Source organism: Martelella lutilitoris (assembly GCF_005924265.1).
GTDB classification, from domain to species: Bacteria; Pseudomonadota; Alphaproteobacteria; order Rhizobiales; family Rhizobiaceae; genus Martelella; species Martelella lutilitoris.
In genome coordinates this window covers 214,512-238,743 of sequence record NZ_VCLB01000009.1, presented here as the reverse complement: position 1 = coordinate 238,743, position 24,232 = coordinate 214,512, and the positions used below count along the sequence as shown (strand labels likewise).

The following is a 24,232-nucleotide window of genomic DNA, read 5'->3' as shown; positions in this document are numbered from 1 at the left end:
CATGAACACACACGATCCGCAAAAAAACGACACCAGCAAGTTTCCCGATCCCGTTTATAAGGAAACCGTGCTCAAGCCATTGTTTGATGGCGCAAAAACCAACTTTATCGATGGCTTTAGGGCCATTGACCGCGCACACCTCGTCATGCTGGCGGAAACCGGCATTCTGACCGGCGAGCAGGCCGGAAAGATCGCCGAAGCCCTTGCCGCCATCGACCGCGAGGTGGACCCGGCAGCGCTCGAATACACCGGCGAGGTCGAGGATTTCTTCTTCCTGATCGAGAAGGAGTTGAAGGCGCGTCTCGGTCCCGATCTCGGCGGTCGCCTGCACACGGCGCGCTCGCGCAACGATATCGACCATACATTGTTCAAGTTCAACCTGCGCCGCTATATCGATGCTGCGGCAGGCGGAGCCTTAGACCTGCTGGCGGCCCTCATCGACACCGCGGAACGCGAAAAGACCACGCTGATTGTCGCCTATACGCACGGCCAGCCGGCGCAGCCGACCACCTTTGGCCACTACCTCTCCGCCGCGATCGAAATGCTGATCCGCGATATCGAGCGTCTCTATGCCGCCCGCAAAATCGTGGACCTCTGCCCGATGGGGGCGGCCGCGATCACCACATCCGGCTTTGCCATCGACCGGGCGCGCATGGCCGAGCTCCTCGGTTTTTCCGCGCCGTTGCAGAATTCCTACAGCTGCATCGCGGGCGTCGATTACATCACAGCCACCTATTCCGCGCTGGAGCTGATGTTCCTGCATCTCGGCCGCCTGATCCAGGATTTCCAGTTCTGGACCAGTTTCGAGGTCGGGCAGCTTTATGTGCCGAATGCTCTGGTGCAGATCTCCTCGATCATGCCGCAGAAGCGCAATCCGGTGCCGGTGGAACATATGCGCCATCTCGCAAGCCAGACGGTGGGCCGCGCGCAGACCGTGCTGACGGTGATGCACAACACGCCCTTTACCGACATGAATGACAGCGAGGGCGAAACCCAGGCGATGGGCTATCAGGCCTTTGACAGCGGCATGCGTGTGCTGGAGTTGATGACCAGCCTGATCGGCCAGGTGCGCATCAACGGCAAACGCGTCGCCGCCAATCTCGACCGCTCCTGCATCACCATCACCGAATTGGCCGACAGTCTGGTGCGGCGCGAGGCGCTGTCCTTCCGCCAGGCGCACGAGATTGCCGCCGACGTGGCGCGCGCCGTGGTCGCCGCCGATGGTGCGCTTGGGAGCGACGGTTTTGTTCCGTTCAAAAAGGCCTTTGCCGACCATGCGGGCCGCGAGACGGCGCTTGACGAGGACGCCTTTCGCGAGATCGTTTCGCCGGAATATTTCGTGGCCGTGCGCAAGCGTTATGGCGGACCGGCACAAGAGCCGCTTGACGTCGCCATAGCGGGTTACCGCGCGGCACTGAACAATTTTCAACAACAAGCCGACGATCTTGCCGCCCGCATGGACGCGGCGGACAGCGAACGCGGTCAATGTTTCGACCGGTTGAGGGGAAAAGCATAATGGCTTCAATCGCATTGGAAAAACTGGTGAAGCGCTATGACAAGGTCGAGGCCGTGCATGGCATTGACCTTGAGATTGTCGATGGCGAGTTCGTCGTTTTCGTCGGCCCGTCGGGCTGTGGCAAGTCAACGACGCTCCGCATGATCGCCGGCCTTGAGGAGATCACCGGCGGTACGCTGAAGATCGGCGAGGCGGTGGTCAACGAGCGGGCGCCGAAGGCGCGCAACATCGCCATGGTGTTTCAGAACTACGCCATCTATCCGCACCTGACCGTGCGCCAGAATATCGGTTTCGGTCTCTACACGTCGAAGCTTTCGAAAGAGGAAAAGAATGCGCGGATCGACGAGACGGCGCGCATTCTCGGCCTTACCGACTATCTGGAGCGGCGCCCTGCAGCGCTTTCCGGCGGCCAACGCCAGCGCGTCGCCATCGGCCGCGCCATGGTGCGCAATCCCTCGGCCTTTCTGTTCGACGAGCCGCTTTCCAATCTCGATGCCCAGCTTCGCGCGCAGATGCGCATAGAAATCAAGAAGTTGCATCAGGAGCTTAAGACGACGACAATCTATGTCACCCATGACCAGATCGAGGCCATGACCATGGCCGACCGGATTGTGGTGATGAAGGACGGCTATATCCTGCAGACGGGAACGCCGGTCGATCTCTACGAGAATCCTGCCGACGTGTTCACCGCGCGTTTCATCGGCTCGCCATCCATGAACATGCTGCCGGCCTCGGCCCTTGGCGAGCAGGCGGCCGGTTTTGCCGGCGATGGCGAGGTGCTTGTCGGCATCAGGCCGCATGACCTTCTGGCCGTTGTTGACGGGGCGGTTCCGGACGGCGCGATCCTGACGCTTGAGGGGCAGGTGGAGGCCGTCGAGCCGCTCGGCCCCGAGACCATGGTGCACCTGAATGTGGGCGGCAAATCGCTGATCGCCACCTCGCCGGGCACGCTTTCGCCCGCCGTCGGCAGCAGCGTCACCTGCACGGTTCAGCCGGGCAAGCTCTACCTCTTCGATGCCGCGACAGAAAAGAGCCTTGGCCGTAAATGACATCCGGAAATGACGAAAGACGGGCGGTCCTCAGCGTGGGGCGGATTTATTGCGACCTGATCTTCACCGGGCTGGAGCGCATGCCGGTGCTCGGGCGCGAGGTCTTCGCCGACGACCTGACGATTGCCGCCGGCGGCGGCGGCTTCATTTCCGCCGCCCATTTCGCCGGTATCGGACGCCACGCGGCCCTTGTCGGCCGGTTGGGACACGATCCCCTGTCGCGCGCCATCGAGCGCCAGCTCAAGGCAAGCGGGATCGATCTCGGCTTCCTGGAACGCGCGGACGATGCGGGTCCGCAGGTGACCGTTGCTTCCGTACTGGGAAGCGAGCGCGCTTTTCTCACCAAACGGGCAGGGCGGGCGGAGCCTTCGACGCTCGAGGACGCGTTGGCTTGGGGCAGGGCGGGACATCTCCATATCGCCGAATATGCGACGCTTGCCGAAATGCCGGATCTGGTGAAGCGTGCCCGTGCGGCAGGACTCACGGTCTCGCTTGATCCGAGCTGGGATGACACGCTGATCGGCGACCCGGGTCTCATCGCCGCCTGTCGCGGGGTTGATGTCTTTCTGCCAAATCTTGAGGAGGCGCGGGTGATCACCGGCGAAAGCGAGCCGGAGGCGATGTGCGCCCGTCTTGCCGGGCACTTTCCCGTCGTCGCGATCAAGGCCGGATCGGACGGCGCCTATCTCGCCGCCGCGGACTTGCGCATTCACGCGCTGGCTGAAGCGGTCCGCGTCGTTGACACGACCGGCGCCGGCGATGCGTTCAATGCCGGCTTTGTCGACGCCTGGCTTGACGGCGGGACGCCGCAGCGCTGCCTTTCCGCTGCGATCCGCGCCGGCAGCAGGGCCGTGCAGGTGGCGGGCGGCGCAGGCGCGGGTGCGGCAGACGATGTCGCCGCCGGAAAGAGCCAATAAAGCCCGGTGCTTTTGTCAGGAACGGCGGCTCGTCCCCCTCGATCGACGCCCTTCCGTTTTTTTGCCGGATTTCCTTTCACAGGCTTGATCGGCGAAACAAAAACGCCTATCAGAGCCCTCACCGGAGAGGTGGCCGAGTGGTCGAAGGCGCTCCCCTGCTAAGGGAGTATACCAGAGATGGTATCGAGGGTTCGAATCCCTTCCTCTCCGCCATTTCATATTTGGATGCCTTCAGTATTGTGTCTTGAAAACAAACGATTAGCTAATACTGCTTTCGTGCACAGTCCCTTGCTCTTCGTTTTCGCTCCACATTGACGAATGGGAGCGCGCGATGTCGCTCTTGCAAACAGTCGGTAGTCTCTATATCGGCGCGTACCGACGCATTTTGCGGCGCTCGAGACACGCAGCGCGGTCTGGCTGAGCCTCCACACCGATTCCAAGACGCTGGCCAACGTCAACGAACCTCTCATCTGGGGAGCAGATCGCTGCATGGGAGGCTCGGCTTGCCGGTGACGATGAGGATGCTGAGCTGCGTTTTCAGATTGCGGCGGAGCTGGCCGAGCGTCGTGGCTATCGCTTATTGACTGTCGAGAAGGTGGCCGCACTTGCCGCGCTGAGGCGGTCCGATCTCAGAGCGGGAAGAAACCGTGCTCCCCGCATAGCCGGGATGAACCGCTCGACCTGCCCTTGCCTTGCGCGATGCCTGCACGGGCTTACGCGGACGCCCGTGTTTCGATTTCCTCGCGGCCGACAGACTCGATTATACTGCCGCCATCATTGGTTTCAGCGCATTGAAGCAGGCCTGATCCAGTTCGTGCAGAAAGCAGGGCGGGGACGACACCTCCACCGCGCCTTCGTCCGGTTGATCCGTCTCGGCGCGGCGACCGCTCCTTTGCGCGATGACGGCCGCAAGGACCCGCGCATGATTGATGCATTCGTCGCGGGCTCCGTAGAGCAAGGTCACGATGTTTTCTCGCTCGTTGCAGACAACTCATCAAGTGCGTCGTTTTCCGCGAGCTCCGCGCGATAGCGCCGCTGAAAATCCTCCCACCGGTCCTCCCGGTGCGCGAACCATTTGCGCAGTTCGCCTGAGGGCGCGACCTCCTTGGCCCAGAGGTCGACGCGGGCCTTGTCCTTCGCAAGGCCGCGCGGCCAGAGCCGGTCGACGAGAACGCGCAGGCCGTCCGCCTTGTCGGGTTCGGCATAGACCCGTTTGATCTTCACCGGTATCGCGCTGTCATCCTCCACTGTGATGCCCCGCACCTGCAATTCAGCCGGCGGACTTGAAAGTCGCCGCGTGTCGGACTATCGTTTATGCACCAATGTCCAATGGCGGGCATTCCATCGCAAAGCTGCGGATCTGAGAACCGTTTCCTGAAAGGGAGCGCTTCGAATGATGCCGCGGCTTTTTTTGTTTTCATTTCAGACAGCGAGGAAAGTCGATGCCACCCCGGCGGATCATCAATTCTGCGCGTCATCTCCGGTTCCCGTCAATCGTCAGCCCTTTTCAGAGCGGGGGGCGGCGATGGGGGTAGAGACCGTCAAAAGCGTCTGTCCCTATTGCGGCGTCGGCTGCGGCGTGGTGCTCGATGTCGAGGACGGGCGAATTGTAAGGCTTTCGGGTGACAAGGACCATCCGGCCAATCGCGGGCGGCTCTGCACCAAGGGCAAGACCGCGCATGAGGCGATTGCCGCGCCCGGTCGTCTCGAAACCGCGCTGGTCCGGGGTGCGGGCGTTGCGCCGGAGGCTGTCTTCATCGATGCGGCGATTGCCGAAACGGCCGGTCGGCTGCGCGCCATTGCCGACCGCCGCGGGCCGGACGCGGTTGCGCTCTATGTCTCCGGTCAGATGTCGATGGAGGCGCAATATCTCGCCAACAAGCTCGCCAAGGGATTTTTGCGCACCCGCCATATCGAATCCAACTCCAGGCTCTGCATGGCCAGCGCCGGGTCCGGCTACAAGCTGTCGCTCGGCGCGGATGCACCGCCGGGGTCTTATGACGATATCGAGAGGGCCGATCTGTTCCTCGTGATTGGCTCGAACATGGCCGATTGCCATCCGATCCTGTTCCTGCGGATGATGGACCGGGTCAAGCAGGGCGCGAAGCTGATCGTCGTCGATCCGCGCCGCACGGCGACCGCCGAAAAGGCCGATCTGCATCTTGCGCCGAAACCCGGAACCGACCTCGCGCTGCTGAACGGCCTCCTGCATCTGATTGCAGAGGCCGGCGGCGTCGATCAGGCCTTTGTCGAGGCCCATACCGATGGCTGGGCGGATATGCCCACATTCCTCGCCGACTATCTGCCGGAGCGGGTTGCGGCGATCACCGGCCTCAAGGTCGAGGACATCAGGGCGACTGCCGACATGGTGCTTGCCGCCGCCGAATTCATGACGTTCTGGACCATGGGGCTCAATCAGTCGGTCCAGGGCACGTTCAACACCAATGCCATCTGCAATCTGCATCTGGCTACCGGAAAGATCTGTCGGCCCGGCAGCGGACCATTCTCGCTGACGGGCCAGCCGAATGCCATGGGCGGGCGCGAGATGGGCTATATGGGGCCGGGCTTGCCGGGGCAGCGTTCGGCGCTGGTGGAAGGTGACCGGCGCTTTTGCGAAGAGCAATGGGGGCTTCAGCCCGGCACGATCCGCGCGGAAGAGGGCACCGGCACCATCGCCATGTTCGAGGCGATGAAGACTGGCGCAATCAGGGCCGCGTGGATCATCTGCACCAATCCGGTCGCCAGCGTCGCCAACCGCAAGACGGTGACGGCAGCACTCGAACGCGCCGAATTCGTTGCGGTGCAGGATGCCTATGCCGAAACCGAAACCACGCCCTATGCCGATATCCTGCTGCCGGCGGCGGTGTCCTTCGAGGCCGATGGCGTCATGGTCAATTCCGAGCGCAACATGGCGCTGACGGCGGCCGCCGCGAAGGCGCCGGGCGAGGCGTTGCCGGACTGGCAGATCATCGCGAAAGTCGCCTGCGCCATGGGCTATGAACATGCCTTCAGCTATGAGAGTGCGGCAGAAGTCTTTGACGAGATCCGGCAGTTCTCCAATTCCGCGACCGGCTATGACATTTCCGGCGTCACGCATGAGCGGCTGCGCGAGGGCAGCATCCAGTGGCCGGCACCCGAGGCTTTGCAAACCACGCGCAATCCGATCCGCTATCGCGCGCCTGATGCAGGATTGAAATTCGCCACCGAAAGCGGCCGGGCGAAATTCTGGCCGCGACCGCATGCCGGACCGGCGGAGATGCCGGATGACGATTACCCGTTCATTCTCAACACCGGCAGGCTTCAGCACCAGTGGCACACCATGACCAAAACCGGCAAGGTCGCCCGACTGAACAAGCTCAATGCAGCGCCCTTTGTCGAGATCAATTCGGCCGATGCGACGGCGCTTAATATCTGCGAAAATGACCGTGTTTCAGTGACCTCGCGCCATGGCAACGCAGTGCTGCCCGCCGTCATCACCGACAGGGTCTCGCCTGGCGCGCTGTTCGCGCCGTTCCACTGGAACGATGTGTTCGGCGATCAGCTGGCTGTCAATGCGGTGACCGGCGATGCCGTCGATCCGATATCGCTGCAGCCGGAATTCAAGGTGACGGCGGTCGCGCTCGCCCGCGTGGCGGCGGTAGAGCCCGATGCGCCGGTGGCTGCGCGGGGCAAGGTCGAGGCCGCGCCGGCGTTGGCCGAAGGCAAGGACGGGCAGCCGGACACGGACCCGTCAAAGCCCGGTGTCTCCGTGTTCTTCGCCTCGCAGACGGGGACTGCGGAAATGGCGGCCACCGATCTTTGCGACGCGCTTGGCGCGGCGGGTTACCGCGCGGCGTTGCGCCCGCTCGACGCGGTCTCGCCGCATGACCTTGCGACAAAGGACCCTGCGCTCTTTGTCGTCAGCACCTTCGGCGATGGCGATCCGCCCGATCATGCTGCCGATTTCTGGGCGGCGCTTTTGCGCGAGGATGCGCCCCGCCTTGAGGACCTCAGCTATGCCGTGGTGGCGATGGGCGACAGTTCCTACGACCAGTTCTGCGGCTTCGGCCGGAAACTGGATGCCCGGTTTGAGGCGCTCGGCGCGGCGCGGCTGACGGCCTGCCGCACGCTGGATGCGGGCGAGGAGGCGGACGCGGTTTCAGCGGCGATGGCCGCTCTTTCCGGGTCTTCGAATGGCCCACCGGTCGCGGCTGAAAGCGCCGTCCGAGCCAACGGGCGCAAACCGCCGCAAACCGTGACGGCAGAACTGAGCATCAACCGGCTGCTGAGCGGCGCTGGCAGCGCCAAGGAGGTGCGCCAGTTCGGCTTCCGGGTCGATGGCGCGGCGGATTACGAGGCGGGCGATGCGCTTTCCGTTATGCCGCGCAACTGCCCCGAGCTTGTCGAGGAAATCCTGACCTCTCTGCAATTGCCGGCGGAAACGCCGATTTCCGGCATCAATGGCCACGATATCGGCATCGGCGAGGCGTTGCGCGATCATTTCGAAATCGGCCAGCCGCATCCGGATTTCCTCAAATGGTGGGCGGATTTCAGCGGCCATGAAACGCTGAAGGCGCTGACAAATTCGGCCGACCGGAAAGCCCTCAACGACTGGCTCTGGGGGCGGCAGATCGCCGATATTCTCGCCATGGCGCCGAAACCCGTCGACGGGCAGGTGTTCTGCGACCATCTGAAGAAGCTCAAGTCGCGGCTCTATTCGATTGCCTCCAGCCCGAAGGCGAGCCCGGATGAAATCCACCTGACGGTTTCGGTGCTGCGCCATGCCCGACACGGTAAAAGCCGCAAGGGCGTCGCCTCGGCGTTTCTGGCCGACAGGGCGGCGGAGGCGCCGGTACGCGTTTCGGTGAAGAAACAGGCGCATTTCCGTCCGCCCGCCGATCCGGACACGCCGGCGATCATGGTCGGGCCGGGCACCGGCATCGCGCCGTTCCGCGCCTTTCTGCAGGATCGCGAAGCGGCGGGCGCAGGCGGGGCGAACTGGCTGTTCTTCGGCGAGCAATCGCGCGCGAGCGGCTATTACTACCGCGACGAGATCGAGGCCTGGCTGAAGGGCGGGTTGCTCACCCGCTTCGACACCGCCTTTTCGCGCGACCAGGCGGAGAAGATTTATGTCCAGCACCGCATGGCGGAAAACGGCCGAGAAATCTGGAACTGGCTGGAGGAGGGCGCGCATTTCTATGTCTGCGGCGATGCGAGCCGCATGGCGAAGGATGTGGATGCCGCGCTTAGGGCGATTGCCGAGACCCATGGCGGGCTTTCGAAAGCGGCCGCCGAAGGCTACGTTAAGACGCTGATCAGGGAAAAACGTTATATGCGCGATGTCTATTGACCGTTTTGCGGAAGCCGCCTCATGAATAACAGCGATCTGGCGATCCTTGTCATCGATGAAAACGCGATCCGCGCCGCCATCATCAGGGACGGCCTGCTCAAGGCCGGCCACCATAATGTCACCGTGGTGGAGGAACTGGTCGGCGTCGCCCGCACGATCGAGCGGCTGTCGCCCGATGTGATCGTGATCGATATCGAAAACCCCAATCGCGACATGCTCGAAAGCCTGTTCGTGCTGTCGCGCACGGTTAAAAAGCCGATTGCGATGTTCGTCGACCGGTCCGATGCCGAAACCATCCATGCAGCCGTCGAGGCAGGCGTTTCGGCCTATGTCGTCGACGGGTTGAAGCAGGAACGGGTGAAGCCGATCCTCGACATGGCGATCTCTCGCTTCAACGCGTTTTCGCGCATGGCGCAGGAGCTTGAGGCGGCGAAGAGCCAACTCGAAAACCGCAAGGTGGTCGACCGCGCCAAGGCGCTTTTGATGAAATCGCGCGGCATGGACGAGGAAAAGGCCTATGCGCTGCTGCGGCGCACGGCGATGGACCAGAACCGCAAGATTGTCGATGTGGCGCAGAGCCTGATCATGACGTTCGAGATGCTGGAGAGATGAAGATGCAGGACCTTTCAATCGGATTTGTACCGCTTCTCGACAGCGCCATCGTTCTGGCGGCCGAGGCCAAGGGCTTTTTCATCGAGGAGGGGCTGAAGGTCCGCCTCACGCGCGAGACCTCGTGGAGCGCGATCCGCGACAGGCTGGCCGTCGGCAGCCTGCAGGCCGCGCATGTGCTGGCGCCGATGCCGATTGCCGCCAATCTCGGCCTGTTTCCGCTGGCGCCGAAACTGGTGGCGCCGATCGCGCTCGGCCTCGGCGGCAATGCGGTGACGGTGTCGGCGGCGCTCGGTGCTGCGATGGAAGCGGAGGGCGATGAAAGCGACCTCGATCCGGCGAAGGCGGGCGCGGCGCTGAAACGGGTGATTGCGGCGAGACGGGCGGAAGGCCTGCCGAAGCTGCGCTTCGGCGTCGTCTATGTGTTTTCCGGGCACAATCTCGAACTGCGCTACTGGCTGGCCGCGAACGGCATCGACCCGGACCGGGATATCGAGATCGTGGTACTGCCGCCCCCCTTCATGCCGGATGCGGTGGAAGCCGGGCGGATCGATGGCTATTGCGCCGGCGAGCCGTGGAACACGATTGCCGCACGGCGCGGCGCGGCGCGGATCGTCACCGTCAAGGCGAAGATCTGGCGCTCCAGCCCGGAAAAGGTGCTGGCATTGCCGGCCGATTTCGTGGAGGCCAACGAGGAGACCGTGGCGGCGCTGCTGCGCGGCCTCTACCGGGCCTCGCAATGGGCGGCCGCGCCGGAAAACCACCCGGAACTGGCCGCGATCCTCGCCGAGCCGGGCCATCTCGATGTCGACCGGGCGATGCTCGAGCCGCTGTTCTCCGGCACGCTGGCGGTCAGCGAAAGGGCGGAAACCACGGTCGAGGATTTCTTCCTGACCTCCGCCAAGGCCGCGACCTTTCCCTGGCAGAGCCATGCGCTGTGGTTTTACAGCCAGATCGTGCGCTGGGGGCTTTGCGATCACTCGGCCGAAAACGCCGAGATCGCGAAAATGAGCTACCGGCCGGATATCTACCGCAAGGCGCTTCAGCCGCTGCATACGCCGCTCCCGGGGGCGAGCCTGAAGGTGGAGGGCGCGCTGAAGGCGCCGACGCCGGTGGGCGCGAGCGCCGGCGGTCTCATCCTCGGTCCCGACGGCTTTTTCGACGGCCAGACCTTCGATCCTGATCAGGTGGGTGCCTATATCGAACAGCAGAAGGCGGCGATCTGAGCAGACTGCAGACAAAGCCCGCGCCAGCCACCTCCGTCAGGCCCACTGCTGTCCGAATTAGCCATCTGTCGTGTTTCCTTGCTGGCCATTCTACCCCTCCACCTGCGTCATGCTCGGGCTTGACCCGAGCATCCAGGCGATGCAAGCGATTGAATTCATGAACATTTTTCTGCCGTTTGCCGTGCGGCCTGGATCCTCGGGTCAAGCCCGAGGATGACCCGGTATGGGTAGGGTGGGGTTTGTTCAGCCGAGACCTCAGTATGCTCTTCTCGAATGCAATTGCATAAAATATGGGCAGTATTCTGCTGAAGATATTTTTTATGCAAAAATCCGTCAATGCCGCTTGTCTGAAGCGACATTGTGTGTTTCCATAAGTCTCAAGAATTCGGTGCCCAATGGAGGGTGCCAGGCAACGCCGCCAACGCAATCGCGCCAGAACTGGCACGATGACCGTTAGGCGGCTTTTTTCGTTTTTATCCGACATTCCTCATCCATCAGGAGAACGCCATGCGCCATTTCCTTTGCTCCGCCACCATGCTCTGTTCGCTGACATTCGCGGCGACGGCCGCCCACGCCGAAATGCTGTTTCCGGAAAAGGACGAACTGACCATCGGCTTCATCAAGCTGACGGACATGGCGCCGCTGGCGATCGCCAAGGAGATGCATTTCTTCGAGGATGAGGGGCTTTATGTCACGCTTGAGGCGCAGGCGAACTGGAAGGTGCTGCTCGACCGGGTGATCACCGGCGAGCTCGACGGTGCGCATATGCTGGCCGGGCAGCCGCTGGCGGCAACCATCGGCTATGGCACCGAGGCGCATATCGTCACGCCGTTCTCGATGGACCTCAACGGCAATGCGATCACGGTTTCGAATGCGGTCTGGGACCGGATGAAGGAAAATATTCCTACAGGTGCCGATGGCAAGCCGCGACACCCGATCAAGGCCGATGCGCTGAAGCCGGTGGTCGAGGCCTACAAGGCCGAGGGCAAGCCGTTCAAGATGGGCATGGTCTTCCCGGTCTCCACGCATAATTACGAGCTGCGCTACTGGCTGGCCGCCGGCGGCATCAATCCCGGCTACTATTCGCCGGGCGACATTTCCGGCCAGATCCAGGCCGATGCGCTGCTTTCCGTCACCCCGCCGCCGCAGATGCCGGCGACGATGGAGGCGGGCACGATCGAAGGCTATTGCGTCGGCGAACCGTGGAACCAGGCGGCCGTGTTCAAGGGCATCGGCGTGCCGGTCGTCACCGATTACGACATCTGGAAGAACAATCCGGAAAAGGTCTTCGGCCTGACCGAGGAATTCACCCAAAAATATCCGCAGACGACGCTGGGTCTGACCAAGGCGCTGATCCGCGCCGCCATGTGGCTGGACGAGAACGACAATGCCAACCGCGAAGAGGCGGTCGAGATCCTCTCGCGGCCGGAATATGTCGGGGCCGATGCCGAGGTGATCGCCAATTCGATGACTGGCACGTTCGAATATGAGAAGGGCGACAAGCGCACGGCGGAGGACTTCAATGTCTTTTTCCGCCACTATGCGACCTATCCCTATTATTCCGACGCCATCTGGTATCTCACCCAGATGCGCCGCTGGGGCCAGATCGCCGAGCCGCAGGAAGACGGCTGGTATGACGAGGTCGCCCGTTCCGTCTACCTGCCGGATATCTATCTGGAAGCGGCGCGCCAGTTGATCGAGGAGGGCCATGCCACGGAAGCCGACTTCCCCTTCGACACCGATGGCTACAAGCCCGCGACAAACGAGTTCATCGACGGCGTGACCTATGACGGCCGCCAGCCCAACGCCTATCTCGAAAGCTTCCCGATCGGCCTGAAGGGCGATGAGGTGATCGACGGCAACAAGATCGCCGGCCGCTGAGCGCGATTGAAACGAGCACGGACAAGGAAGGCGCCATGACCATTGCAACGGACATTCTGGACCCCGAAATCGCCGCCCGCCGCGAACGGCGCATCGCCCGGATCAACCGGGCGGGCAAGGTGCTCGCCCCTTTCGGCCTCGGCTTCGTCGTGCCGCTGCTGAAGCTTGCCGCCGGCGACACGCCGTCGGAACAATGGGCGGATCTGAAGCAGATGCTGCTGGTGCCGCTCATCGGCATTCTCGCCTTTCTCGCGGCCTGGGCGTATCTCGCGCCGAAGGTGCAGACCTCGCTTGGCGCGATCCCCGGACCGGCGGCGGTGTTCCAGCAGGCCGAGGCGCTGATGGACGATCATTTTGCCGAGCGGCAGAAGGCCGAGGCATTCTACGCCCGGCAGGACGCGCGCAATCAGATGTTGATCGCCGAGGGCTATGCCGACCGCGTCAAGGTCAGACCCTATACCGGCAAGCCGACCTATTTCGACCAGATCTGGACCTCGCTGATGACGGTCGCGCTCGGCTTTTTCATCGGCACGCTGATTGCCGTTCCGGTCGGCATCGCCTGCGGCTTGTCGAAAACCTTCGAGGGTGCGATCAATCCGCTGATCCAGCTGTTCAAGCCGGTCTCCCCGCTTGCCTGGCTGCCGATCGTGACGATGGTGGTCGCGGCGCTTTACGAAAGCCAGAACGACCTTCTGCCGAAATCCATGGTGATCTCGGCGATCACGGTGACGCTCTGTTCCATCTGGCCGACGATCATAAATACCGCGCTCGGCGTCGCCTCCATCGACCGCGACCTCGTCAATGTCGGCAAGGTGTTGCAGCTTTCCACCTGGACGACGATCCGCAAGCTGGTGCTGCCGTCCTCGCTGCCGCTGATCTTCACCGGCATGCGGCTTTCGCTCGGTGTGGGCTGGATGGTGCTGATCGCCGCGGAAATGCTGGCGCAGAACCCCGGCCTCGGCAAGTTCGTCTGGGATGAGTTCCAGAACGGCTCATCGGATTCGCTCGCCCGCATCATGGTCGCGGTGATCACCATCGGCCTGATCGGCTTCTTCCTCGACCGGGTGATGTTCGCGCTGCAGACCGCCTTCACCTATTCGGCGAACCGCTAAGGAGGGCATGATGAAACCCATTCTTCAGCTCAGAAACGTCGAAAAGGGCTTTGGCGAAGGCGTCAAGCGCAACCCGGTGCTCTCCGACATTTCGCTCGATGTACAGGAAGGCGAGTTCATCGCCATCCTCGGCTTTTCCGGCGCCGGCAAGACGACGCTGATGTCGATGCTCGCCGGTCTCGAAAAGCCGGACAGCGGCGAAATCCTGTTTCGCGGCGCGCCGGTCGAGGGCACATCGCCCAAACGCGGTATCGTGTTCCAGAACTATGCGCTGATGCCCTGGCTTTCGGTGGAGGCCAATGTCCGGCTTGCCGTCGACGCCGTGCATCAGGACAAACCGGCGAAGGAGCGGGCCGCACTCGTCGACTGGTATGTGGCGATGGTTGGCCTGAAACATGCCCGCGACCGCAAGCCGTCGGAGCTTTCCGGCGGCATGCGCCAGCGCGTCTCGGTCGCCCGCGCGCTTGCCATGCAGCCGGACCTGCTGTTGCTCGACGAGCCGCTGTCGGCGCTCGATGCGCTGACCCGAGCAAAGCTGCAGGATGAGCTTGCCGATATCTCGCAGAAAGAGAAGAAGACCATCATCCTCGTCACCAATGATGTCGACGAGGCCATTCTTCTGGCCGACCGGATCGTCCCGCTCACTCCCGGACCCAACGCCACATTCGGCCCGTCCTTCGATGTGAATATCGCCCGGCCGCGCGAGCGTGCGGCAATGAATTCCGACCCCGATTTTATCCGCCTGCGCGCGTCGATCACCGAATATCTGATGGATGTCGGCGTCAGCGCCAAGCCTGAAACCGCGCGGGTGGAAACGCTGCCGAATGTCGTCCCGATCTCGATCAAGTCGACCTCGAAACCGCTGCCCGCCGCTTACCGGGAAAAGGCGCAGTCGGCCATCGAGAGCGGCTATGTCGAATTTTCCAACGTCACCAAGATCTATCCGACGCCCAAGGGCCCGCTGACCGTTGTCGACGGTTTCGACATGAAGATGAAGAAGGGCGAGTTCGTTTCCGTGATCGGCCACTCCGGCTGCGGCAAATCGACGGTGCTTTCCATGGCGGCGGGGCTCAACCCGATCAATGCCGGGGGCATCATTCTCGATGGCCGCGAGATTTCCGGCGCCGGGCCGGATCGCGCCGTGGTGTTTCAGGCCCCCTCGCTGATGCCATGGCTGACGGCGCGCGAGAATGTCGCCCTCGGCGTTGACCGGGTCTATCCGAAGGCAAGCCCCGCCGAACGCCGCGATATCGTCGAATATTACCTCGAGCGCGTCGGCCTTGGCGATGCCATGCACCGGCCGGCGGCCGACATGTCGAACGGCATGAAGCAGCGCGTCGGCATTGCCCGCGCCTTTGCCTTGTCGCCGAAGCTTTTGCTGCTCGATGAACCCTTCGGCATGCTCGACAGCCTGACGCGCTGGGAGCTGCAGGAGGTGCTGATGGAGGTCTGGTCGCGCACCAAGGTCACCGCCATCTGCGTCACCCACGACGTCGACGAGGCGATCCTGCTCGCCGACCGGGTGGTGATGATGTCGAACGGGCCGAACGCCCGCATCGGCAATATCATGGAGGTCGACCTGCCGCGCCCGCGCTCGCGAAAGGCGCTGCTCGATCATCCGGATTATTACGCCTACCGCGAGGAATTGCTGGAGTTCCTTGAGGCCTATGAGGGCGGGGCGGAACCGGCCGAAGACCAGCTCGCCGCCATCAGGCAGAAGCGCGACCAGCGCATCAGCCGGCAGACCTGCAACAAACGCGTCGCAGCGGAGTAGAAAACATGGCCCAGAAACTTGTCATAATCGGAAACGGCATGGCCCCCGGCCGCATGCTCGAGGACCTGTTCGAGCGCGCCCCCGGCCTCTATGACGTCACCATCTTCAACGCCGAACCGCGGGTGAATTACGACCGCATCATGCTGTCGCCGGTGCTCTCCGGCGAAAAAACCTATGAAGACATCATCATCCATGGCGATGACTGGTATGAAGCCAATGGCGTGACGCTGCATCGCGGCGCGAAGGTCGCGAAGATCGACCGGGAGGCGAAGACCGTCACCGCCGAAAACGGCGTCACGGCCTCTTACGACCGGCTGGTGATCGCGACCGGCTCCTCGCCCTTCATCATCCCGGTGCCGGGGCATGATCTGCCCGGCGTGCTCGCCTATCGCGATCTCGACGATGTCGAGAAGATGCTGAAGATTGCCGAGGGGCAGGGCCATGCAGTGGTCATCGGCGGCGGGCTTCTGGGGCTTGAAGCGGCCTACGGGCTGAAGCAGCGCGGCATGAGCGTTACCGTGCTGCATCTCATGGACACGATCATGGAGCGGCAGCTCGATCCGGCGGCGGCCTATCTCCTGGAAAAGGCGCTGGACGATCGCGGCATCGAGATCATCACCAAGGCCAACACCAAGCAAATCATTGGAGAGGGCAGGGTCGAGGGCGTCGAACTGGAGGACGGCCGCATCATCTCCGCCGATATGGTGGTGATGGCGGTCGGTATCCGTCCGGCGGCGGGGCTGGCCAAGGATGCCGGGCTTGAAACCAATCGCGGCATCGTCGTCGATGACGGCATGGCGACCTCCGACCCTGCCATCTTCGCGCTTGGCGAATGCGCCGAACATCGCGGCACCTGCTACGGTCTGGTCGCGCCACTTTACGAAAGTGCTTCCGTGCTCGCCAATCGGCTTGCCGGCGGCACGGCGGAATACAAGGGCTCGCATGTCAACACCAAGCTGAAGGTCACCGGCATCAAGCTGTTTTCCGCCGGCGATTTCGCCGAGGGGCCGGACCGCGAGGAGGTGGTGCTGCGCGATGCCACGCGCGGCGTCTACAAACGCGTGATCCTGCAGGATAACCGCGTGATCGGCGCCGTGCTTTATGGCGACACCGCCGATGGCCCCTGGTATTTCGACATGCTGAAGCGCGGAACCGATGTCTCGGAAATGCGCGAGACGCTGATCTACGGTCAGGCCTATCAGGGCGGCGGCACCGCCGATCCGGCGGCGGCCGTGGCAGCCCTTCCCGATGACGCGGAGATCTGCGGCTGCAACGGCATCTGCAAGGGCAAGATCGTTTCCGTCATCAAGGACAAGGGCCTCACTTCGCTCGACGATGTCCGCGCCCACACCAAAGCCTCGGCGTCCTGCGGCACCTGCACCGGGCTGGTCGAACAGCTCATGGCGCTGACGCTGGGGGATGCCTATAACCCCGCCGCCGTCCAGCCGGTCTGCGGCTGCACAGATCTCGGCCATGACGATGTGCGCCGCCTGATCCGCGCCAAGGGGCTGAAGACCATCCCCGCTGTGATGCAGGAGCTTGAATGGAAAACCTCCTGCGGCTGCGCCAAATGCCGGCCGGCGCTGAACTACTATCTCGTCTGCGACTGGCCCGGCGAATATGCCGATGACTATCAGTCGCGCTTCATCAACGAGCGCGTCCACGCCAATATCCAGAAGGACGGCACCTATTCGGTGGTGCCGCGCATGTGGGGCGGGGTGACGTCGTCGAAGGAGCTGCGCGCGATTGCCGATGTTGTCGACAAATACGAGATCCCGACCGTCAAATGCACCGGCGGCCAGCGTATCGACATGCTGGGCGTGAAAAAGGAAGACCTGCCGGCGGTCTGGGCCGATCTCGGCAAGGCGGGCTTCGTCTCCGGGCAGGCCTATGCCAAGGGCCTGCGCACCGTGAAGACCTGTGTCGGCAGCGACTGGTGTCGCTTTGGCACGCAGGATTCGACCGGGCTTGGCATAAGGCTTGAGAAATTCATGTGGGGCTCGTGGACGCCCGCCAAGGTCAAGCTTGCCGTTTCCGGCTGTCCGCGCAACTGCGCCGAGGCGACCTGCAAGGATATCGGCGTGATCTGCGTCGACAGTGGCTTCGAAATCCATTTCGCCGGCGCGGCCGGGCTGGAAATTCGCGGCACGGAAGTGCTCGGCATGGTGAAGACCGAAGACGAGGCGCTCGAGCATATCGTGGCGCTGACCCAGATGTATCGCGAACAGGCGCGCTATCTGGAGCGCATCTACAAATGGGCAAAACGCATCGGCTATGACGAGGTGTGCGCCCAGATCATGAACGATGCCGAAAAGCGCAAGGCCTATTTCGATCGCTTCGTCGAAAGCCAGAAATATGCCCAGGTCGACCCGTGGTCGGAGCGCGTCTCCGGCAAGGACAAGCATGAATTCAAGCCGATGGCCGTGGTCGGACATCCCGAGCCGGCGGAGTGAGGAGCCCATCATGAGCAATGATTTCATCGCCATCGGCCATATCGACGACATCCCGCAACGCGGCGCGCGCTGCGTCAACACAGGTTTCGGGCGGATCGCGGTGTTCCGCACCGCGGCGGACGAGGTCTTCGCCATCGACGACCGCTGCCCGCACAAGGGCGGGCCGTTATCGGAGGGACTGGTGCATGGCCAGGCCGTGACCTGTCCGCTTCATAACATGGTGATCTCGCTGGAAAGCGGCGCGGCGCTCGGCGCGGATGAGGGCGCGGTGCAGACCTATCCTGTTCGCGTTGAAGACGGCCGCCTCTCGATCGCGCTTTCGGCCCTGCCGATGGCGGCGGAATAGGGAGGCGGACCCATGGCCACCGGACGCGCAAAAACGCCTGCCCGCATGGAGGACCTCGCCGTCCTGCCGCTGTTCTTCCGATTGAAGGGCAGGGCGGTGCTGGTCGCCGGCGGCAGTGACGCGGCCGCCTGGAAAGCCGAGCTTATGGCCGCTGCCGGGGCCGACGTCACGGTCTTTCTGGGGCGCGAGGCTGCCGACGAGGCGCTGCTTGCGCTCGAAGCCGACGGCCGGGTGCGGCTTTCCGGCGCGCATTGGTCGGCGGCCGACTGGAATGGATTTGAGCTGGCGCTGGGCGATTGCGACAGCGAAGAGGAAGCGCAGACCTTCCGCGCGCGGGCGAAGGCGGAAGGCGTGCCAGTCAATGTCATCGACAAGCCAGCCTATTGTGATTTCCAGTTCGGCTCGATCGTCAACCGCTCGCCGGTCGTGGTCGGCATTTCCACCGATGGCGCGGCTCCCATTTTGGGTCAGGCGATCCGCCGGCGGATTGAGACGCTGCTGCCGAAGGCGCTTGCCGAATGGGCGGGTCTTGCCGCCTCCCTGCGCGAGGCCATCGGTGCGCGGCTGAAACCGGGCGGCGCGCGACGGGCCTTCTGGGAGCATTTTGTCGATCTCAGCTTTTCCGGAAGCCCCGACGAGGCTGCGGCCGACCGGCTCCTGACGCGCGCCACACAGATCGCAGCCTCACCGCAAACCGGCAGCGTCACGCTGGTCGGTGCCGGGCCGGGCGATCCGGAACTCCTGACGCTGAAGGCCATGCGCGCGCTGCAATCGGCCGATGTCATCCTGTTCGATGATCTGATTTCGCCGGAAATCCTCGAACTCGCGCGGCGAGAAGCAAAGCGCATGCTCGTGGGAAAACGCGGCGGCCGGACGAGTTGCCGGCAGGAGGATATCAACCGGATGATGCTCGATCTGGCGCGGGCCGGAAAGCGCGTCGTGCGGCTGAAATCCGGCGACCCTTCGGTCTTCGGGCGCTCCGGCGAGGAAATTGCCGCACTGAAAGACGCTGGCATCCCGGTCTCCGTCATCCCCGGCATCACCGCCGCAAGCGCGCTCGCCGCCGGCACGACGACGTCGCTCACCCACCGCGACTGCGCTCAATCGGTGCGCTTCGTCACCGGGCATTCGAAAAAGGGCGCGCTGCCGGAGGATATCGACTGGCGCGCCATCGCCGACCCGACGACCACGACGATGTTCTACATGGGCGGCCGCACCGCCGGCGAGATCGGCGCGCGGCTGATCGCCGAAGGCCTGCCGCCGGACACCCCGGTCCTGATCGCCGCCAATATCAGCCGTCCGGATGAAAGACGCTGGTTCGGCGCGCTGGCAATGCTGGGCGAGGGCATGGCCGAAATCGGCCATGACAATCCGGTCCTGTTCGGCATTGGCCAGGTATTTGCAAGGAAGGCGGCCTTGGCGGAAGCCCGATTGATACAAGAAACCGGGCGGCGATATGCCAATCGGGGACGAGCGCCCTGCTGCGGATAGGGGCAGATCCGGGGAGCGCAGCACTCCTTTCGCTCTCGCTATGGTTGTAATCTTTTCGTTCACAAGGCTGTCTTGCTTTTTGATCCAGCGTTTCAACGAGCGCCATTTTGATTGAGGCCGGCAGCGATTTTCCTTGCCTTTACAAGAATAGGAGCCCGCCGGCGATAACCGGCGGGCTCCCGAAACAGGCGTGGATGGTTCTATGCGGCCATCAGGAACTGGTGGGAGCGTTCCGTCAGGTCGCCGAGCAAACGCAGCCAGCGCTCTGCGAAGACTTGCTCTGCCTCCTTCGCCTGCTTTCTCCGGGATACGGCGCCCCGTCGAAAGTCGTTGATGTCGAGTTCGTTGAAGAATTTGGCCCAGCCATCGGGCGTATTGTCGCCGACGCCGGCCGCGCCATTGGCGATGTGTCCGGCCAGCCCGTCCGCACGCGAAGCGATCACCGGCCGGCCGGCTGCCATGGCTTCAAGGGCGACAAGACCATAGGGCTCGTAGCGCGAGGGCATGGCAATGACGTCGCATGACGCCATGGCTGCCGCCGGGCTTTCGGCATAGCCCTGAAAAACGATCCGCGGGTCGTTGCCGGCGAGTTTTCTGAGCCGTTTTTCTTCGTCGCCCTTACCATAAAGATGCAGTTCGATGTCCTGCCGGTCAGACTTGCGCAGGCCTTCGATCAGGATGTCGAAGCCTTTCTGCGTGTCGAACCGGCCGATCGCGCCGATCACGGTCTTGCGGCCGGCGATGCGGTCGGGCACGGCATGGAAGTCATCGAGCTCGACGCAGGGTTCGATGACCGCCAGACGGTCTGCCCCGACGAATTTGCGGCCGAGCCAGCGGCCCTGCTGGGCGCTGACGGCAACGATCCTGTCGAACAACGCGTAGGCGGCAGACAGCAGCGTCTCGAACCGGTCACGGTTTTCCACTCGGGCGGCGACGAAGCGCTCCGAATAGCTGTGCTCGACATGGATGAGCGGCGTTTCGGCATAGCGGGCGCGCAGCGCGGTCATCAGCGGCATATTTTTCCAGCAGACCGACAGATGCGAGACGATGTGGCTCGCATTTTCCAGGCGCGGCGGCGAGAACTGGCCGCGCTTTATGCGCACGACTTCGTGTCTCTCGGCATCATGTCCGAGCGCGCGGATGAGGTGATCGAGCATGCGGTTGACGCCGCCGAAACCGGCATCATCGATGAGGTGATAGATGGTCATGGGTCTGATCTCCTAAAGGTCAGGCGTTGCTGGCGCCGAGAAGGCGGTTTTCGATCTGGCCGTAAAGGCCGTCGCCGGCGAGCGCGATGAAGGCGGCGGCGGCAAGGGTGACTACAGACTTCACCGGCTCCTCGATGAAGGGGCGGCGCGAGGCTTTGAGCGCGCGCAGTGCATAGCCAAGCGCCGCGCGGCCCTGCCGCATGGAAACGCAACGCCGCGCCAGGTAGCGCAACTGATAGGCCGCGGCGCGGTCGCCGTGCCGCGCGATCAGGTCGGGGGCGATGCGGGCGATCTTGTCGCGCATGGCAAGCCAGGTCGCAAACTGCTTTTCGACATTGGCCGAAAGGCCGCCGATATGGATGCGGTAGAGGGTCAGGTGGCCCGGGATCCCTTCGATCTTCCAGTCCTGTGTGACGATGAAGCGCAACCAGCCTTCAATATCGTCGGACTGACGGAAATTCTCGTCGAACCACCAGTCGCGCTCGGTTTCGCCCGCCGGGCGGTAGGCAAAGCCATCGAGCGCTTCCTTGCGCATGACGGCGGCGGAGCCGTTGCCGATCGGATTGCGGCAGAAAACATCGGCGGCGGTGATGTTCTTCAGTTTCGGCGACTGGTTGATGCCGACGGACTTGCCGTCGCGATCGATCAGGCTGGAACCGGCAAAGCTGATGCCGACATCCGGGTTTTCCTGAAGGTGGCGGATATGCAGTTCGAGCTTTTCCGGAAGCCACAGATCGTCCGCATCGCAAAAGCCGATATATGCGCCCTTCGCCGCGGCAATGCCGGTATTGTGGGCGCCTGCAAGCCCGCGATTGGCCTGCGAGATCAGTCGGATTCGCGGATCGGCATAGCCTTCGACGATGGCGACCGTGCTGTCGCTCGAGCCGTCGTCGACGACGATGACCTCGAAATCGGCGAAGGTCTGGTCGATGAGCGCATCGAGCGTTTCGCGAATGGTCGTTGCTGCGTTGTAGGCAGGAACGATGATGCTGGCGGCAGGAGACAGGTTTTTCATAGCGACATCCTCCGGATGATGGTCAGTGGTTGGCCGAAAGGCACTTGATGGCGCTCGGGCAAAGAGCTTCGATGCAGGCCGCGCCGAGGGTTAGGACGCCGCGGCCCGGCTGTTTAAAGAAGGCCCGCGGGCTCAGCCGCAGCGCCTTGAAAGCGAGTTTGAGCGCCGTGCCGCGGGCGGCCTCCAGCCGCAGCGCGCGGCGGGCGAGATAGCGCAAATGGGTCGCCTCAGCGGCTGCGATCTCGTCCTTGGTGAGTACAACATTCAGTCTGCGGGCCGTTGAAAGCGCCGTTTCCCAGGACAAGCGCATCGCCGAAAGGTCAGACGAAAGGCCATTTCGGCTGGCGCGGTAGCAGGTCAGGACCGTGTCGATGCCTTCGATCCGAGCGCCTTCGGCCGCCATTCGCACCAGCCATTCGACGTCTTCGCCGTGCACGATCGATGTGTTGAAGCCGCCGGAGGCGACGAAGGCTTCGCGTGTGACGACGATATTCGACATCGTGCAGGTTTCGTTTTCGGCGATCAGGTCCGCGACCTCCAGCGGCTTCGAGGAGACCGTCGAATGGGTTTCAATGTTGCTGACGCTCTCCGAAAAGAAGGCGACGCGGCCATAGGCGACAGTCGGAGCGCTGGCTTCAGCAAACCGGCGGTCGAGGATATCCAGCCGGTCGGCTGGCCAGATGTCATCGGCATCGAGAAAGGCGATCAGCTCGCCTTCGGCATAGTTGAAGATGCCGCGATTGCGGGCAATGCTCGGGCCCTCATTGGCCTGCTGCACGACCCGGACGCGTCGGCTGCGTTCTGCAAACCAGTCGAGAATGGCAATGGTCTCGTCCTGGGAGCCGTCGTCGATGACGATGATCTCGAAATCGAAGAAGGTCTGATCCAGAACCGATTTCAGCGTTTCCGCGATGGTGGCTGCGGCATTGTAGCAAGGAATGACAACCGAAAAACGTGGCATGGGTCAGGCTCCCTGGAAAGAAGGGTTGCAACGGGGTGCCTTGCGCACAGCAAAGGCTTTCAGAAGGACTGGCAGCGAAATCGCGCTCTGGACGATCGTTGCGGCTCCAAGCGTTGCCCAGGCCAAGACTGTCAAGCCGTGGGGCGCAGCGACAACAGCCGTCGCCGTGATGATTGCGCCCGCAATCAGCGAGAGAACCAGCTCACGATCGGCGCGGCCGCCGGAGCGCAGCCACTGGGCGGTGACCGACCACAGCATGTTCGGGATCGCCATCAGGCAGAGAATGGCGACCAGCGGCGCGACCGATGCCCATTTGTCGCCGAAGACCAGCGATACATAGGAGGATGCCGCCAGGCTCTGGGCAACAGCGACGACGGTGATCGCCGTCAAGGCCAGTGTCAGCCCACGCTTGAGCGCCAGAACCCGGTCGCCGCTGGTCGAAAGATACGGAAACAACACCGTCGACAATGCGGTTGCCAGCGAGGTGGAGATGCCCACTCCGGCATTGAAGGCAAAGAAATAGATGCCGAGCGCCTCGGTGCCGAGAACAGCGCCGACAATCAGCTTGTCAGCCTGCGCGCGCAAGGCTTTCACGAACTCAATGCCGAGAACGGACGCGCCGAAGCGGGTGAAGGCGGAAAGCGGCGCCGGCGCGATGCCGGGCGCGGGCCGCCAGTGCACCAGCCGCCGCATGCCGATGAGCCAGACGGGCGCCGACAGCAGCTTGGGCAGGACGACCGCGAGCGGGCTCGGAAAGAGCGCCACGAGCACGACCGTCAACAGATTGGCGCTGACATTCTGCGCACCGGAAACGGCCGCCGTGCGGGCCAGCATGCCTTTGCGCATGGCAAGGGCGCACTGCACCAGACCACCGGGCATGAACAGGTATTCCAGCCCGAGAAGCGCCATCAGGGCAAAGGTCATGACGCTGCCGCCGGCAAGCCAGACGCCGGCGCCGACAGCAATCTGCAGCACGGTCAACCCCGTGCACCAGACCCAGAAGATCCGGTGGGCGCGCTTGGTCACCGCATCGAGTTCGCTGTCGCCGGCGATGATGATCCGCTGGCCGACGCCGTTTTCGGCGAGGGACTTCAGGATGTCCGAGCCCGCCATGGCCGCCGCCGCGATGCCGATTTCCAGGGGGGAGAGGAAGCGGGCCATCGCGACGACGACCGCGAGCCGGGAGGCCTTCGCGGCAGCCTCCGACGCGAGATAGGCCGAGGCGCCGCGGATGAGCGGCGAAGAGGCAGCGTCAGCAATCTTGTTTCTGAGCATGAACATCTTGATATCCGGCCTTGTGTTGCAAGCGGTGGACGTCGGGTTTCGTTGTGTTAGGTTTATAGAT

At 63.2% G+C, this 24,232-nt stretch carries 18 protein-coding genes and 1 tRNA gene; 13 read left to right on the top strand and 6 right to left on the bottom strand.

Translation table 11 applies throughout. The features are described from left to right. Nucleotide 1 precedes the first annotated feature (1 nt). From argH to FF124_RS17265, 4 genes are all read left to right on the top strand, one after another. A complete protein-coding gene (gene argH, locus FF124_RS17280) occupies nt 2-1,516 on the top strand; it encodes an argininosuccinate lyase (protein WP_138749720.1) in 1,515 nt (504 codons plus the stop codon). After that, entirely contained in the window at nt 1,516-2,565 is a 1,050-nt protein-coding gene (locus FF124_RS17275; protein ID WP_138749719.1) for an ABC transporter ATP-binding protein, read from the top strand. The genes argH and FF124_RS17275 overlap by 1 nt, the downstream gene beginning before the upstream one ends. Then, the gene (locus FF124_RS17270) at nt 2,562-3,482 is read left to right on the top strand and encodes a carbohydrate kinase family protein (protein ID WP_138749718.1); all 921 of its coding nucleotides are present in this window, start codon (nt 2,562-2,564) and stop codon (nt 3,480-3,482) included. The genes FF124_RS17275 and FF124_RS17270 overlap by 4 nt, the downstream gene beginning before the upstream one ends. 123 nt (nt 3,483-3,605) lie before the next feature. Further along, nucleotides 3,606-3,695: transfer RNA gene (locus FF124_RS17265), tRNA-Ser, on the top strand. Nucleotides 3,696-4,242: 547 nt separating this feature from the next. Here FF124_RS17265 and FF124_RS20970 read toward each other — a convergent pair. Continuing rightward, a complete protein-coding gene (locus FF124_RS20970) occupies nt 4,243-4,446 on the bottom strand; it encodes a DUF488 family protein (protein ID WP_342777072.1) in 204 nt (67 codons plus the stop codon). Continuing rightward, nucleotides 4,443-4,745, bottom strand: a complete 303-nt coding sequence (locus FF124_RS17260; protein ID WP_342777071.1) for a DUF488 domain-containing protein — start codon at nt 4,743-4,745, stop codon at nt 4,443-4,445. Before FF124_RS17260 ends, FF124_RS20970 begins: the two co-directional genes overlap by 4 nt. A gap of 262 nt (nt 4,746-5,007) precedes the next feature. Here FF124_RS17260 and FF124_RS17255 point away from each other — a divergent pair, with 262 nt between their 5' ends. The 9 genes from FF124_RS17255 (at nt 5,008) to cysG (ending at nt 19,703) form a co-directional block, all read left to right on the top strand. Further along, nucleotides 5,008-8,811, top strand: a complete 3,804-nt coding sequence (locus tag FF124_RS17255; protein WP_138749717.1) for a bifunctional nitrate reductase/sulfite reductase flavoprotein subunit alpha — start codon at nt 5,008-5,010, stop codon at nt 8,809-8,811. 21 nt (nt 8,812-8,832) lie between these two features. Beyond that, on the top strand, nt 8,833-9,423 hold the full coding sequence (locus FF124_RS17250) for an ANTAR domain-containing response regulator (RefSeq protein WP_138749716.1): 591 nt from the start codon (nt 8,833-8,835) through the stop codon (nt 9,421-9,423). 2 nt (nt 9,424-9,425) lie between these two features. Then, nucleotides 9,426-10,646, top strand: coding sequence for a CmpA/NrtA family ABC transporter substrate-binding protein (locus FF124_RS17245; RefSeq protein ID WP_138749715.1), 1,221 nt, complete (start codon nt 9,426-9,428; stop codon nt 10,644-10,646). A 507-nt stretch (nt 10,647-11,153) separates the two neighbouring features. Next, nucleotides 11,154-12,527, top strand: a complete 1,374-nt coding sequence (locus FF124_RS17240; protein ID WP_187326987.1) for a CmpA/NrtA family ABC transporter substrate-binding protein — start codon at nt 11,154-11,156, stop codon at nt 12,525-12,527. A gap of 35 nt (nt 12,528-12,562) precedes the next feature. After that, nucleotides 12,563-13,639 (top strand): ABC transporter permease, encoded by a 1,077-nt coding sequence (locus FF124_RS17235; RefSeq protein ID WP_138749714.1) that lies wholly within the window; start codon nt 12,563-12,565, stop codon nt 13,637-13,639. A 7-nt stretch (nt 13,640-13,646) separates the two neighbouring features. Continuing rightward, the gene (locus FF124_RS17230) at nt 13,647-15,413 is read left to right on the top strand and encodes an ABC transporter ATP-binding protein (protein ID WP_138749713.1); all 1,767 of its coding nucleotides are present in this window, start codon (nt 13,647-13,649) and stop codon (nt 15,411-15,413) included. A 5-nt stretch (nt 15,414-15,418) separates the two neighbouring features. Further along, complete coding sequence (gene nirB / locus FF124_RS17225; RefSeq protein ID WP_138749712.1) at nt 15,419-17,866, top strand: nitrite reductase large subunit NirB; 2,448 nt, start codon at nt 15,419-15,421, stop codon at nt 17,864-17,866. Nucleotides 17,867-17,876: 10 nt separating this feature from the next. Beyond that, a complete protein-coding gene (nirD, locus tag FF124_RS17220) occupies nt 17,877-18,212 on the top strand; it encodes a nitrite reductase small subunit NirD (RefSeq protein WP_138749711.1) in 336 nt (111 codons plus the stop codon). Nucleotides 18,213-18,224: 12 nt separating this feature from the next. Then, complete coding sequence (cysG, locus tag FF124_RS17215) at nt 18,225-19,703, top strand: siroheme synthase CysG (protein WP_246072519.1); 1,479 nt, start codon at nt 18,225-18,227, stop codon at nt 19,701-19,703. A 200-nt stretch (nt 19,704-19,903) separates the two neighbouring features. Here the strand turns inward: cysG and FF124_RS17210 are convergent, their stop codons facing one another. From FF124_RS17210 to FF124_RS17195, 4 genes are read right to left on the bottom strand one after another with little or no spacing between them, the layout of a single operon-like run. Beyond that, a complete protein-coding gene (locus FF124_RS17210; RefSeq protein ID WP_138749710.1) occupies nt 19,904-20,911 on the bottom strand; it encodes a glycosyltransferase family 4 protein in 1,008 nt (335 codons plus the stop codon). Between the two features lie 19 nt (nt 20,912-20,930). Further along, a complete protein-coding gene (locus FF124_RS17205; RefSeq protein ID WP_138749709.1) occupies nt 20,931-21,926 on the bottom strand; it encodes a glycosyltransferase family 2 protein in 996 nt (331 codons plus the stop codon). 22 nt (nt 21,927-21,948) lie between these two features. Further along, nucleotides 21,949-22,887, bottom strand: coding sequence for a glycosyltransferase family 2 protein (locus FF124_RS17200; RefSeq protein ID WP_138749708.1), 939 nt, complete (start codon nt 22,885-22,887; stop codon nt 21,949-21,951). A 3-nt stretch (nt 22,888-22,890) separates the two neighbouring features. Beyond that, nucleotides 22,891-24,168: an oligosaccharide flippase family protein gene (locus tag FF124_RS17195; RefSeq protein WP_210237491.1), complete on the bottom strand. Its 1,278-nt coding sequence runs from the start codon at nt 24,166-24,168 to the stop codon at nt 22,891-22,893. Nucleotides 24,169-24,232 lie beyond the last annotated feature (64 nt).